The 12601-nt window shown below is 69.8% G+C and carries 12 protein-coding genes; 4 read left to right on the top strand and 8 right to left on the bottom strand.

Annotated elements, in window-relative coordinates; translation table 11 throughout:
* The 3 genes from P9849_RS12625 to P9849_RS12635 all read right to left on the bottom strand — a co-directional run bounded on the left by P9849_RS12625 (position 1) and on the right by P9849_RS12635 (position 3668).
* Positions 1–1428, bottom strand: coding sequence for an ABC transporter permease (locus P9849_RS12625; protein ID WP_278267090.1), 1428 nt, complete (start codon positions 1426–1428; stop codon positions 1–3).
* A 171-nt stretch (positions 1429–1599) separates the two neighbouring features.
* Entirely contained in the window at positions 1600–2295 is a 696-nt protein-coding gene (locus P9849_RS12630; RefSeq protein WP_278267091.1) for a response regulator transcription factor, read from the bottom strand.
* A complete protein-coding gene (locus tag P9849_RS12635) occupies positions 2292–3668 on the bottom strand; it encodes an ATP-binding protein (protein ID WP_278267092.1) in 1377 nt (458 codons plus the stop codon). Before P9849_RS12635 ends, P9849_RS12630 begins: the two co-directional genes overlap by 4 nt.
* Positions 3669–3794: 126 nt before the next feature.
* Here P9849_RS12635 and P9849_RS12640 point away from each other — a divergent pair, with 126 nt between their 5' ends.
* The 4 genes from P9849_RS12640 to P9849_RS12655 all read left to right on the top strand — a co-directional run bounded on the left by P9849_RS12640 (position 3795) and on the right by P9849_RS12655 (position 7263).
* Entirely contained in the window at positions 3795–5213 is a 1419-nt protein-coding gene (locus P9849_RS12640) for a PspC domain-containing protein (RefSeq protein ID WP_278267093.1), read from the top strand.
* Positions 5213–5773 carry a hypothetical protein gene (locus tag P9849_RS12645; RefSeq protein ID WP_278267094.1) on the top strand — a complete coding sequence of 187 codons (561 nt, stop codon included), beginning with the start codon at positions 5213–5215 and terminating at the stop codon, positions 5771–5773. The genes P9849_RS12640 and P9849_RS12645 overlap by 1 nt, the downstream gene beginning before the upstream one ends.
* Before the next feature lie 31 nt (positions 5774–5804).
* Positions 5805–6059, top strand: coding sequence for a PspC domain-containing protein (locus P9849_RS12650; RefSeq protein ID WP_278267095.1), 255 nt, complete (start codon positions 5805–5807; stop codon positions 6057–6059).
* A gap of 178 nt (positions 6060–6237) precedes the next feature.
* Positions 6238–7263, top strand: a complete 1026-nt coding sequence (locus tag P9849_RS12655) for a 6-phosphofructokinase (RefSeq protein ID WP_208186556.1) — start codon at positions 6238–6240, stop codon at positions 7261–7263.
* A gap of 137 nt (positions 7264–7400) precedes the next feature.
* Here P9849_RS12655 and P9849_RS12660 read toward each other — a convergent pair whose 3' ends face one another.
* From P9849_RS12660 to P9849_RS12680, 5 genes are all read right to left on the bottom strand, one after another.
* Positions 7401–8903 (bottom strand): DHA2 family efflux MFS transporter permease subunit, encoded by a 1503-nt coding sequence (locus P9849_RS12660; protein WP_278267096.1) that lies wholly within the window; start codon positions 8901–8903, stop codon positions 7401–7403.
* 69 nt (positions 8904–8972) lie between these two features.
* Positions 8973–9545, bottom strand: a complete 573-nt coding sequence (locus tag P9849_RS12665) for a PadR family transcriptional regulator (RefSeq protein ID WP_278267097.1) — start codon at positions 9543–9545, stop codon at positions 8973–8975.
* 172 nt (positions 9546–9717) lie between these two features.
* Positions 9718–10833 carry a folate-binding protein gene (locus P9849_RS12670; RefSeq protein ID WP_278267098.1) on the bottom strand — a complete coding sequence of 372 codons (1116 nt, stop codon included), beginning with the start codon at positions 10831–10833 and terminating at the stop codon, positions 9718–9720.
* 63 nt (positions 10834–10896) lie between these two features.
* Positions 10897–11523: an FABP family protein gene (locus tag P9849_RS12675; RefSeq protein ID WP_278267099.1), complete on the bottom strand. Its 627-nt coding sequence runs from the start codon at positions 11521–11523 to the stop codon at positions 10897–10899.
* A 133-nt stretch (positions 11524–11656) separates the two neighbouring features.
* Positions 11657–12502 carry a permease gene (locus tag P9849_RS12680; RefSeq protein WP_278267100.1) on the bottom strand — a complete coding sequence of 282 codons (846 nt, stop codon included), beginning with the start codon at positions 12500–12502 and terminating at the stop codon, positions 11657–11659.
* Positions 12503–12601 lie beyond the last annotated feature (99 nt).

A 12601-nucleotide genomic window follows, 5' to 3' on the forward strand; every position in this document is an offset into this window, starting at 1 on the left:
CTACTCTCCTCGCAGGACTTCGATGGGGCGGATGCGCGCGGTCAGGAGCGCGGGAACCAGGGCGCCGATGATGGCCACGACGAACACGGCTCCGATGCCCAGGGCGATGACGCCCGGCGAGACGCTCGCATTGACGGAGGTCAGGAGCTGATTGGCGCCTCCCAGGAACCCGCCTCCCCCGCCGCCGGGACCGAACCCACCGCCCTGGCCACGGCGTCCCGCCGCCGCTCCGGCCGTGTTGGAGCTGACGAGCGCCGACGCGATCCCGCTGCTGGCGAAGGACGCGATGACACCGCCGACGACGCTGCCGAGCGCCACGAGGACGAGCGCCTCCAGCACGAACTGCAGACCGATGGTGCGGTTCGGAGCGCCGATCGCCTTCAGGACGCCGATCTCGCGGCGGCGTTCCCGGACGAGCAGCACCATGATGAAGAGGACCACCAGCCCGGCCGTGGCCAGTGAGGCGATGAAGGCCACCATCGAGATGTTCTTGACGCTGTCCAGTGAGCTCACGGCACTCGCCAGATTGCGCTGTCCCTGGGTGACGTCGGCCTTGCTGGAGCCCAGCGCGGACTGCAGAGCGGTGCGGGTCGAGTCGACGTTCGCCATCGAGTCCACGGTGACGATCATGCTGGACACCTCGCCGGTGGTTCCCGCGAGAGCCTGCGCCTGCGGCAGGGTCAGATAGACGGCGTTGTTCCCGAACTCGGTGCCCGCGTCGAAGAGGCCCGCCACCGTGTAGTTCTTCCCGTCGATGGTGAAGACCGAACCCGGCTTCAGGCCGTTCTTGGTGGCGAGCGTCGTGCCGACCAGGGCCTTGGTGCTCGCCTTCGTGTAATCACCGAGCCCGGTGCCCGCGGTGATGTTCAGGGCCTTGCCGGCGCTGTCCACCTCGGCGCCGGTGCCGGTGGCCGTGATGGGGAGCTGGAACGTGCGGTTCTGCGCGCCACCGGTGCCAGAGCCGCCGGTTCCCCCGCCGCCAGAGCCTTCCGTGGAGCCGGAGTTGTTGCGCCGACCCAGAGTGCCGGCGTCGATGGCGGGCTGCAGGCTCGTGGTCACGGCGGTGGTCTGCCCCCCGGGTCCACCGAAGCCAGGCTCCTGCGTGCCGGACGACGCCGAACTCTCCGTGCGCAGCCGCAGGGCCTTCGTCGACACGACCGACTGCACATGCGGCACTGCCGCGGCCGTCTTCGCCTCAGCCTCGGTCAGCGGTTCCCCGCCGCCGTCGAATCCCTGGCCGCCCGCGGGATTGACCGTCAGGACGGTCCCCACGGAAGCGTTCAGCTCCTGGACTTTGGCCCCGACGGCCTGGTTGGCCACGAGCATGGCCAGCGCCAGGCCGATGGCGACCGCCAGGACGGCCACCACCGCCGTCGTTCTGATGGTGTTGCGGAAGGCATTGCCTACGCTCCGGGCAAGGACGTTCACTGTTCTCCTCGGGAAAGGTCCGCCGGTCGCGGACTGCTCCCCTCAGAGTGCGCAGTCCCGCTGTGCGAGGAGACGGCCCAGGCTATGCGCGGGCTGTGAGAACGATCGTGCTGGTCTGGATCAGCCCAGGTCTGAAGCGGGCAGGTCTGAAGAAGCCGGGATTTAAGAAGCTCAGAGCAGGCGCCGCTCGGCGGCCCAACGGCTCAGCTCATAGCGGTTGGAGAGCTGCAGCTTGCGGAGCACGGCGGAGACGTGAGTCTCCACGGTCTTGATCGAGATGAAGAGCTCCTTCGCCACCTCCTTGTAGCTGTAGCCGCGCGCGATCAGACGCATGACCTCCAGTTCGCGGGCCGACAGGCGATCCAGCTCGTCGTCGGCGATGTCCTCCACCGCGGTGCCGAAGGCGTCCAGCACGAAACCCGCCAGCCGCGGGGAGAAGACCGCGTCACCGCCGGCCACCCGGTGCACGGCCGCCGTGATCTCCTCGCCGGAGATCGTCTTGGTCACGTACCCGCGAGCGCCCGCGCGGATGACGGACACGACGTCGGACGCGGCGTCGGAGACGCTCAGGGCGAGGAAACGGACCTGGCCCAGGAGGGCGGCGCAGCGGTTGATCACCTCACGGCCGCCCCCGCCCAGTCCCCCGGGCAGGTGGACGTCCAGGAGCACGACGTCGGGAACCTCCTGGGTGATCACCTCGACGGCCTGATCCACGGAGCCGGCCTCACCCACCACCTCGATCGTGTCCCCGAGGTCCGCCCGCAGGCCCGAACGGAAGATGGCGTGGTCATCCACGATCACCACGCGGGCGGCGGGGCGGGCCTCCGGGGTCGCGCGGGCCTCCGCGGCGGGGCTCTGGTCAGTCATGCGTCGTCTCCATTCCGTGGCTGTGGTTTCCGGGCGTCGGGTTTGCGGGAGTCCGTGTCCTCGTGGTCGCGCGCCGCCGCGGGAAGGCTGAGGCGCACTTCCGTGCCGTCCTCATCACTGAGGATCACGGCGGTGCCACCGTGGCGCTGCATCCGGCCGATGATCGACTCCCGCACGCCCATGCGGTCCTCGGGCACGGCATCCACGTCGAAGCCCGGGCCGCGGTCCTTGATGAAGACATCCGCCCCTCCGTCCGAGCATTCGAGGTAGACGGACACCGCCCCGCCGCCGTGCCGGACGGCGTTCAGCATCGCCTCCCGCGCCGCCTGGACGAGGGCCTCGTGGCGTTCACTCATGGCCACGTCGCCCACGCTGACGACGTCGACGGCGTGGCCGTGCGTGTCCTCCACCTCCGCGGCGGCCGCCTTGATCCGCTCGGCGAGCAGGCCGGCGTCGCGGTTGGTGTCCCCGAAGAGCCAGGTGCGCAGTTCGCGCTCCTGGGCACGGGCGAGGCGCACCACGTCCTGCTCGGAGCCGGCACGGCGCTGGATGAGCGCGAGTGTCTGGAGGACGGAGTCGTGCAGATGGGCCGCGATCTCGGCGCGTTCGGTCTCGCGGATGCGCCCGGCGCGTTCGGCTTCGAAATCCTTCCAGAACTTCAGCCCCCACGGCAGCAGCACGAGCCCCACCCCGCCCAGCACTGTGACCGAGGCCAGCAGCGCCAGCCAGGTCTGCTCCCAGGACCCCGCGCCGGACACCATGACCAGCACCCCGGCCATCACCAGGGCCAGGCCGGCCAGCAGGCGCACCCAGCCCCCGGCCTGATTCGCGCGGGTCCGGTCCACGAGGTGGGCCCTGCGGGTCTCGTCGAGCTGCATCCAGGCGATGGCCGCGCCACCCAGGATCGCCGCCACGGGAATGAGGGTGCCCAGAGGGACGTCGACCCCCAGCTGCCGTGCGATGAGGATCGCGGCGAGCAGGAGCAGGCCCGCTCCCAGCAGCACCTCCTTGCCGTACGGGACGGACCAGCCCTTGCCGTCACGCGAGCGCAGCCACGGCGGTCCCGCGGTCGGCCCAGCGGCAGGTGGGCCTGCGTCGTCCGCCGGGACCGGTTCCGTGCCGCTCACGGCGGGGGCGATCGGCGACGCCGGGCGGGCCGCCTTCCGCTGGGCGTCCTCGTCCGCCGTCGGGACCATGGTCCAGAGCCAGCCGTAGAAGACCAGACCCGCGCCACCTGCGAAGGCCGCGATGATCATCCCGAGCCGGACGAATTTCACGGGCCACCCCAGATGCGCGGCCAGCCCGCTGCACACACCGGCGATCATGCGGTCGCCACTGCGGACCAGGGGCGGGCGCTGGGCGGCTGTCGTCATGTCGTCCATCCAACCACGGAACAGGGTCTCCCCGGCCGGGCGGACGGGGATCTCAGGGCGGTCTCAGGGGTGCTTCAGGGTATCCCCCAGTAGAGGGGCGGGGCTCCCGGACGAGAGGATCGAACCATGAACACGCACAGCACCACACCAGAGGAACCCCGGCAGCCGGCCGGGGCCACGGCCCAGGCCGGTCAGCAGGGGGCCGGCGCCTCACAGGAGGCGCCCGGCACGGCACACACGTCCCAGGACTTCTTCTCCTGGATCCGCAGCCTCGGCATCCGCCGCGGCAGTGACCGCTGGCTCGGCGGTGTCTGCAGTGGACTGGCCGACCGGTTCGGGATCGACCCGCTGATCGTGCGCGGCATCTTCATCGTCCTGGCGGTCTTCGCCGGCATCGGCGTTCTCGCCTACGGCGTCGCCTGGGCCCTGCTGCCCGAACCGGACGGCCGGATCCACGTCCAGGAGGCGGGAGCGGGGCGGTGGAGCGGCGGCATGACCGGCGCGCTCATCACCACCATCATCGGTTTCCCGAGCCTTGGACGCGGTTTCTGGGACTGGGGCTGGAACGGACTCAACGCCCTGTTCTGGACGCTGGTCTGGGTGGGAGCTGCGGCCTTCGGCATCTACTACCTGATGCAGCACAAGCGTGCCAAGGACGCCCGGAACCACCCGGCGCCTGGTTCACCGGCAGATGGTTTCCGGCACACGGACTGGGACGCCACCGGCGTTCAGCAGCCGTTCACGTCCGCTGCCGCCGGCACAGCGGCACCCGCACCGGCTTTCCAGGCCACCACGACGACGGACCTCCCGGCGCCGCCGCTGCCGTCGCCGTCGCTCGCGGCGCCGTCAGCCCCGGCGCCGCCCCGCTCGACGCCTCCCGCCGCGCCGCGGCCTCCGAAGGTCCCTCGGCATCGGCAGGGACCCGGCAGCGCGCTCGTCGCGGTCTTCGTGGGCCTGGCCCTGCTGGTGGGCGGCGCGCTCAAGGCTCTGGACGCGGCCCGCGTCATCGACCTCGGCACCGCCTCCACCGCGGTGGTCCTGGCCAGTGGCGCGGCCGTGCTCGGCCTCGGTGTCCTGATCGCGGGCATCCGCGGGCGGACCTCCGGTTTCCTCGGATTCCTGGCCGTGGTCGGCCTGGTCATCGGCGCGTTCTTCACGATCGCCCCGCGGGCCGAAGGACTGCACTTCCAGAACCGCGACTGGACCCCGGCCGGGGTCGACCAGGCCCGGCAGGGATTCGACCTCACGGGCGGCAAGGGCACCGTCGACCTGAGCGGCCTGGGCGGCGGGGCGCCGCTGAGCAGCCGAGTGGTGGTCCCGCTGGACGTCACCGCCGGTGATCTGACCCTCGTGATCCCGGAGAACATCCCGGTGCAGATCCGCACCGACCTGACCTTCGCCTCGCTCGAACAGGACGGCACCGACACGGGCCACGTGGCCGACAAAGGCACCCGCAACTACAACGACGGCAAGCCGGGCCAGCCGCTGGTCATCGAACTCGATGGGACCTTCAGCAACATCTCCGTCCAGGAAGGAAGCCTCTGATGAACACCGACGAATCCCCCCGGGATGCGGATCAGGAGAACACCGATGACACCGTGCTCCCCCGCACGGAGGCCGTCAGCGCGGCGCTCCCCGCGACGCACCGCTTCGACGCCGCCCCGTCGTTCTTTGACAAGCCGATCGGGTCTTCCGGGGCCGGCGATGCCCACGGTACGGACGACGCCGGCGAGCCGCCTCACGGCGCCCCCTTCGTGCCGGCCACGGACCCTGCACCCGATGCCGCACCCTACGCCGCTCCGGCCGTCGCTCCCGTCACCGTTCCCGCGACCTCTCCCGAGGCCGTTCCCGAGGAACGCCACGGCGGACCCCGGGTCAGCACCATCGTCTGGGGGCTGCTGATCATGGCACTCGCCGGGCTCCTCATCGTCTCCCGGCTGGGAATCGTGGCGCTGGACGGGACCTACGTCCTGATCGGTCTGATGATCGGGACGGGCGCGGCCCTGGTCCTCGGCGGACTCGTGTCCGCCGCGGCACGGAAGACCCCCGCCGGGCGGGGCACCGACCATCGCCGGTCGCCGGGCAACGGCTCCGGCGTCGCGTGACAAAGCACGCCTGACACGGAAGGCTAGAGACATGGACAAGTTCTTCAGCATCATCAGGGGCCTCGGCCTGAAGCGTGGACCGGAACGCTGGCTGGGCGGCGTCTGCGGCGGGCTCTCCGCCAAGTTCAAGGTGGACGTGGCCTGGATCCGCATCGGCTACCTCCTCTTCTGCCTCCTGCCGGGACCGGCCTTCGTGGTCTACCTGGCGGCCTGGCTCCTCCTGCCGGACACCAAGGACGGCCGCATCATCCTGCAGGGCTTCCTGCAGAACCGCGGCGTCAAGTAACCACCACGTCAGCAGGGAACACGTCGCGGCACAGCCGTGGCGTGACCCGTGACGAGCATGGCCCTCCGTTCATGAACGGGGGGCCATTTGTCATCTGGGTCACAGAAAACCGTAGAATTGCCGTGGGCTCAACGGGGCGCTCTTCAACACTGCTTCATCGACGAAGGGCCTCTGAGCTATGAAAATCGGCATCCTGACCAGCGGCGGCGACTGCCCCGGACTCAACGCCGTCATCCGCGGCGCCGTCCTCAAGGGGATCGCCATCCACGGCCACGAATTCGTGGGCTTCCGTGACGGCTGGCGAGGTGTGGTCGAAGGCGATGTCATCGACATCCCCCGCACCATGGTCCGTGGCATCGCCAAGCAGGGCGGCACCATCCTCGGCACGTCCCGCACCAACCCGTTCGAGAACGGCGGCGGCCCGGAGACCATCATGCGTCACATGGAGCGCCTGGGCATCGACGCCATCATCGCGATCGGCGGCGAAGGAACCCTCGCCGCGGCCCGCCGTCTCACGGACGCCGGCCTGAAGATCGTGGGCGTCCCGAAGACCGTCGACAACGACCTCGACGCCACCGATTACACCTTCGGATTCGACACCGCCGTGCAGATCGCGACCGAGGCCATCGACCGCCTCCGCACCACGGGCGAATCCCACCACCGCTGCATGATCGCCGAGGTCATGGGCCGTCACGTCGGCTGGATCGCGCTGCACGCCGGCATGGCCTCCGGCGCCCACGCCATCCTCATCCCGGAGCAGCAGGTCAGCATCGAGCAGATCTCCGAGTGGGTCACCGAGGCTCACGACCGTGGCCGCGCGCCCCTCGTGGTCGTGGCCGAAGGCTTCGTCCCGGAACACCTCGAGGCGCCCCACTCCGAGCGCGGCCTGGACACCTTCGGCCGTCCGCGCCTGGGCGGCATCGCCGATCAGCTCGCCCCGGAGATCGAGGCCCGCACCGGCATCGAGACCCGCGCCACCATCCTGGGCCACATTCAGCGCGGCGGCGTGCCAAGCGCCTTCGACCGCGTCCTCGCCACCCGTCTGGGCATGGCCGCCATCGACTCGGTGGTCGAGGGACGCTGGGGCACCATGGTCGCGCTCAAGGGCACCGAGATCGAACACGTCACCTTCGAGAACGCCCTGGGCCGCCTCAAGACCGTGCCGCTCCACCGCTACGAGGAAGCCGCGGTCCTCTTCGGCTGATCGCCGCTCCGGCGGGCGGCCGGACTGCAGACACACGAAAGGACGACGACGGCGGGTGCGCACCCGCCGTCGTCGTCCTTTTCCGTGTCCCGACTCCGCCCGGTGAGCCACCGCCCCATGGCCCACCGGGTGCCGCGTCAGTCGGCGGAGACCTTCTCCTGCTCCGGCGCCGGCGCAGGCGCGGCGGGCCGGACGAAGAACAGCGCGGCCACCGCGGCGACGAGGATCGCGCAGGCCGGCAGCACGATCGACTGCGCCATGGCCGAAGAGAACCCGGCGTGCAGGAACTCGGGCAGGACACCCGTGGCCATCTCGCCGCTCGGAGCTCCCTTGCCGGCCGGGGCCTGCGGGAGTTCCGCGGCCAGGCGCGCCTGGATGAGGGCCGCGATCGCCGCCGAACCGAGCACCGCGCCCACCTGTCGGGTGGAGTTGTAGATGCCCGAACCGGCGCCCGCCTTGCGCGGCGGGAGGTTCCGCAGCGCGGTGGCGCTCATCGGGGCCCAGATGCCGGAGCTCGCCACACCCATGATGGCGGCCGGGATCAGGTACATCAGCACCGGGGTGTCCGGCGTGGTGAGGAACGAGTAGATGAACAGCGAGAGCGACATCAGGCCGAAGGCCACCGGGATGACGATCTTCGGGTTCATCCGCGGGATCCACTTGCCGACGAACGGCGCCAGGACACCCGAGACCACGGCGGTGGGGGCCATGAGCAGGGCCGACTGGGTCGGCGTCAGGCCGCGGACCATCTGGATGTAGAAGATGATCGGCAGCATCATCGAGCTGATGGTGAAGCCCATGAGGCTGATGCCGAGGTTCGCCAGGCTGAAGTTGCGGTCCTTGAACAGGTCCAGGGGCATGAGCGGCTCACCGTTGTAGCGGCGGCGGTAGACGGACTGCCAGAGGACGAAGACCACCAGCACCACGATGCCCGCCGTGATGAGACCCCAGACGGTGATGCCCGGGGTGACGGTGCCCCACTTGTAGCTCTGGCCTTCCTGCAGACCGAAGACCAGCAGGAACATGCCCACGGCGCTGAGCAGCACACCGAGCCAGTCGAAGCGGTGCTGGTGCTGTTCCAGCTTGGGGACGAAGCGGGCGGCGGCGATGAAGCCGATGATGCCCACGGGGACGTTCACGAAGAAGATCCACTCCCAGCCGAGGCTGTCCACCAGGAGACCACCCAGAAGCGGGCCCACGAGGGTGGCGACACCGGCGGTGGCGCCCCAGAGGGCCATGGCGGAACCGCGCTCCTCGGGCTTGAAGATGCGGGTGATGACGGCCATGGTCTGCGGCGTCATGAGGGCGGCTCCCAGACCCTGAACGGCGCGGGCGGCGATCAGCATCCCGATGTCGCCGGCCAGACCGCACCAGAGGCTGGCGAGGGTGAAGACTGCCAGGCCGGTCAGGTAGAGGTTGCGGGGGCCGAAACGGTCACCGAGACGGCCCGTGATGAGCAGCGGGACGGCATAGGCGAGAAGATAGGCGCTCGTCACCCAGATGACAGCGTTGATGTCGGTGTTCAGGCCTTCCATGATCTTCGGGTTGGCGACATTCACGATGGTGCTGTCCACCAGGATCATGAAGAAGCCGACCACGAGGGACCAGAGGGCGGGCCACGGTCGGGCGATCTGTTCCACGTCGGAACCTTTCGGTGTCGTTGTCGAGTCGGTTGGAAAAGGACGGGGAGCCTGCTCCCCGCGTCAGGGTCAGGAGGGGACGCTGATGTCCAGGTCCCCGCTGCGGATCTCGGCGACCAGGCCGGTGAGCCAGTCGATCTCCGCTGCGAGCAGATGGTGCTGATACTTCACATCGAGCCAGAACTGGCGCGGGACGTGGCGCTCCATGGCCCGGGCCTCGGCGGAGCGGTACTCCTCAAGGCGTTCGGACAGTCCGGCGATCCGGGCCTCCAGCCGGTCCACCACCACCTCGCTCGGCAGGTTGTGGCATTCGGCCAGGGCCAGAGGGAAGGGCGGGTAGGCGTTGGAGGCATCCCCCAGCAGCACGATGAGGTTGGATGCCAGGGCGTCCTCCCCCGCCGCGGTGATGCGGTAAACCGTGCGCTCGGGCCGCTTGCCGTCGCGCTCCACCCCGTCCTCCTCCACGAACCCCTGCTCCTCCAGCCGGGAGACGGCGTGGTAGAGCGTGCCGGGACGGACCTTCACGGTCCGGTCCTCGCCGCGGAACATCAGGGTCTGGTACATCTCGTAGGCGTGCATGGGCTTCTCACGGAGCAGCCCCAGCGCCGCGAGGCTGAGCGGTGTGAGGGAAGGAGAGGTCATGGAGTGCGGTTCCTTCCGGGTGTGGTGGGATGGCCGGCAGACCGGAGCACCCGGGATGTCACGGGCTGGTCGATGCCTGCAACCATCATTCCACACCGATTATTCCATGTGGAATAGTCCGCCGCGTGAGATGGCTCTCGTCAGGTGTTGTTCTGGATGGCGCCGCCGGGGCTCAGCGAGGAGCGCGGAGGAAGCCGCTCTGGCGGCCGACCACCTGGCCGGCCTCGGGGGCGACGATCACTTCCTGCGCCGCGGCGTAGGTCTCCTCCACGGGGTTGCCGTCGGGGTCCTGCGAACCGCTCGCATCGACGACGCTCAGCACCGCCGCGGGATCGACGTTGCGCTTGATCAGGGCCAAGGCGATCGGCCCCATCTCGTGGTGCTGCGCCACGCTGCTGAGACGGCCCACCGTGCGTCCGTCCAGGACCACGGGGCTGTCCAGCGACGGAAGCGTGTGCTGCGAGCCGTCGAGCTGGAGCAGTACGAGGCGCCGTGGAGGATGCCCCAGATTGTGCACCCGGGCGATGGTCTCCTGGCCCTTGTAGCAGCCCTTGGACAGGTGGACGGCCGTGCGGATCAGATCCAGCTCGTGGGGAATGGCGCGGTTGTCCGTCTCGAATCCCTGCCGGGGACGCCACGCCGCGATCCGGAGCGCCTCGACGGCCATCATGCCGGCCAGCTCGAGGCCCGCGGTCCGCTCGGCGAGCTCCGCCTGGGGCACGAGCCACTCGCGCCAGGGACGGTCGCGGCCCGGGTGCTGCTCGACGTCGACGGCGGCGTAGGAGTAGCCGCCCTCCGTCACCTCGGGCCAGGGGTCCTGCCAGGACAGGAGACCGTCGAAGGCCGGCACCGGTCCGGTACTTCCGACCACGGCCCAGTCCGCGCTGACGTCCTGCACCTCGACGCGCAGCATGAAACGCATGCGGTCCAGGAACGCGGCCAGCGACTCGGCGAGGCCGGGCTCCACGAGGAGCCACGCCGTCGTGCCGTCATCGACCAGCCGGATGTCGAAATCGATCCTGCCCTGAAGGTCGAGGAGGAGAAGCTGCGTGGAGGTGCCCTCGGCGAGGCCGTTCAGGCGCTGCGAGGACAGGGTGTCCAGCCAGGAGAGCCGGTCAGGGCCGCTGACCGTAACGACACCCAGGTGCGAGAGGTCCGCGACGGCGCGTCCTGCGGCCAGAGCCCGCTGTTCCTTGAGCGGCTGTCCGTAGTGGGCGGCCACCGGGCTGTCCACACCGGCTCCCGCCACGGCTGAAGGGCGCGACAACAGAGGGCTTGTGTACTCCATACAGGGTGCAACCTTCCCGGGGTGGGAGCTATTCCGCGCCCGAGACCTCCCGGACGGGGAGTGTCAGGCGAGCTTGCTGAGGATGGCCGAAGCGTGGGCTTCCAGACCGCCGTTGCCCTCGGCCGGGTCGCCCGAGGACTTGCCCTGCGAGACGTCCCAGCGCCAGAGCAGCTTGCCGTCCACCAGACCGAAGATGCGGGTCGCCGCCGAGTAGTCCTTGGAGTGGCTGCCCCGCATGACCATGTCGGTGCTCAGCTGGATCTGCGGCCCCTTGATCTGGCCGTAGTACAGCTCCGAGATGCCTCCGGGGTGGGCGATCGAGACGGAGATGTCGAAGCCGCCGTCGTCGTTGCGCAGCGCCTCCACGTCATCCGCCGTCTTGAGCGCGGGGACCATGTCGGCCGGAAGCATGCCGGGGCCGCCGTCGGCGTCCACCAGCTTCCGCTCCAGCGCCCAGAAGCCCATCTCCACGGTGAGGGGACGCAGAATGGTCCCTTCGTCATCGCAGAGCCAGCTCTCGGCGCGGTACTGCAGATACGGCAGACCGTTGTGGGCGAAGGTGGCGCGCTGCACGAAGTGCTCGGAGCCCTCTTCACCCGTGCCGAGACGGCCGCGGCCCTCCCACTCCCCGATCAACCAGGAAAGAGGGACCAGCTCGGGCGTCAGGTCACTGGGGATCTCGACGGGCACGGCTTACTTCTGGCCCTTGAAGAGGCGGTACACCACCAGGCCGGCGAACCAGGCCATCGCGATGCTCGCGACGCCGAGGAGGACCAGGAAGAAGATTTCAAATGCAAGGACGGACATGACTTCATCCTAACGGTTAAACGAGCAGGAGCTTGCCGAGGAAATACGCCACGCTGCCGAGGGCGAGCACCGGCCCCAGACCGAGCGCCACGGCGCCCACGAGGGAGGCGCTGTGGACCCGGAAGGTGATGAGCCGGCGGAAGCTCACCACGAGGACCGCGGCCGCCAGTCCGAGCGCCGCGCTGGGCAGCATGGACACGTGCGGATTGAACCAGCCGACGAGCGGACCGACGAGCACGGCGAGCACGATGCCGAGCGGCGCCACGATGCTGTCCGGCCAGCGGATGAGGCCCACGCACACCGCGACGGCAGCGCACACCACCACGATCACGAGCATCTCCCGCAGGCCGCCCAGGCGCACATTGGCGACCCAGCCGCCCGCAAGCGCGGACAGGACGACGCCGCCGCTCGCGCCGAAGGTCGATTCGAGGCGCTGAGGCTGGCCCGTGCCGCGGATCAGCTCCACGAGCATGACGGCCATGATCCCGAGCGCGATGAGCGGAGCCGCCCACGCCAGGAACCCCGGACCGGGCGAGACCGCCGCGCCCAGCACCGAGAGGGCGCCGACGGCGGCGATGATGCCGCCGAGGGTCTTGCGCGCCGGGATGCCGAGGTAGTGGCGCCAGGCCAGGCCGAAGACGACGGCCAGAACGGCGCAGATCACGGCGTGGGTGGTGGGGCCGAGCCAGGGTGAAACGCCGAGGACGGCGAGCACCACGAGGGATGCCAGACCCACCGTGCGGTATCCGTGACCCGTCGAGAAGAAGCCCCCGGCGCGGCCGGAACCCGCACGGGAGGCGCCGTGGCCCAGGAGGGCGAATCCGGCGTCGTCGTTCTTGGAAGGTTCAGCGGCTGGGCTCACACAGCCATCCTCCCCCATCCGGAGCATTCGCGCCCATCCCCGCACAGCGCCCGCCCGCCGTCCCGTCCACATTGTGACGGGAATAACTCGATGCGAGGG

The sequence above is a fragment of the Arthrobacter sp. Y-9 genome, assembly GCF_029690065.1.
Lineage (GTDB): Bacteria > Actinomycetota > Actinomycetes > Actinomycetales > Micrococcaceae > Arthrobacter_E.

Bases quoted from the DNA above. Each gene is read 5' to 3' on its own strand.
- P9849_RS12665 (WP_278267097.1), bottom strand. From the start codon at position 9,545: ATGACCTCTCCTTCCCTCACACCGCTCAGCCTCGCGGCGCTGGGGCTG.
- P9849_RS12630 (WP_278267091.1), bottom strand. From the start codon at position 2,295: ATGACTGACCAGAGCCCCGCCGCGGAGGCCCGCGCGACCCCGGAGGCC.
- P9849_RS12640 (WP_278267093.1), top strand. From the start codon at position 3,795: ATGAACACGCACAGCACCACACCAGAGGAACCCCGGCAGCCGGCCGGG.
- P9849_RS12650 (WP_278267095.1), top strand. From the start codon at position 5,805: ATGGACAAGTTCTTCAGCATCATCAGGGGCCTCGGCCTGAAGCGTGGA.
- P9849_RS12670 (WP_278267098.1), bottom strand. From the start codon at position 10,833: ATGGAGTACACAAGCCCTCTGTTGTCGCGCCCTTCAGCCGTGGCGGGA.
- P9849_RS12645 (WP_278267094.1), top strand. From the start codon at position 5,213: ATGAACACCGACGAATCCCCCCGGGATGCGGATCAGGAGAACACCGAT.
- P9849_RS12655 (WP_208186556.1), top strand. From the start codon at position 6,238: ATGAAAATCGGCATCCTGACCAGCGGCGGCGACTGCCCCGGACTCAAC.
- P9849_RS12635 (WP_278267092.1), bottom strand. From the start codon at position 3,668: ATGACGACAGCCGCCCAGCGCCCGCCCCTGGTCCGCAGTGGCGACCGC.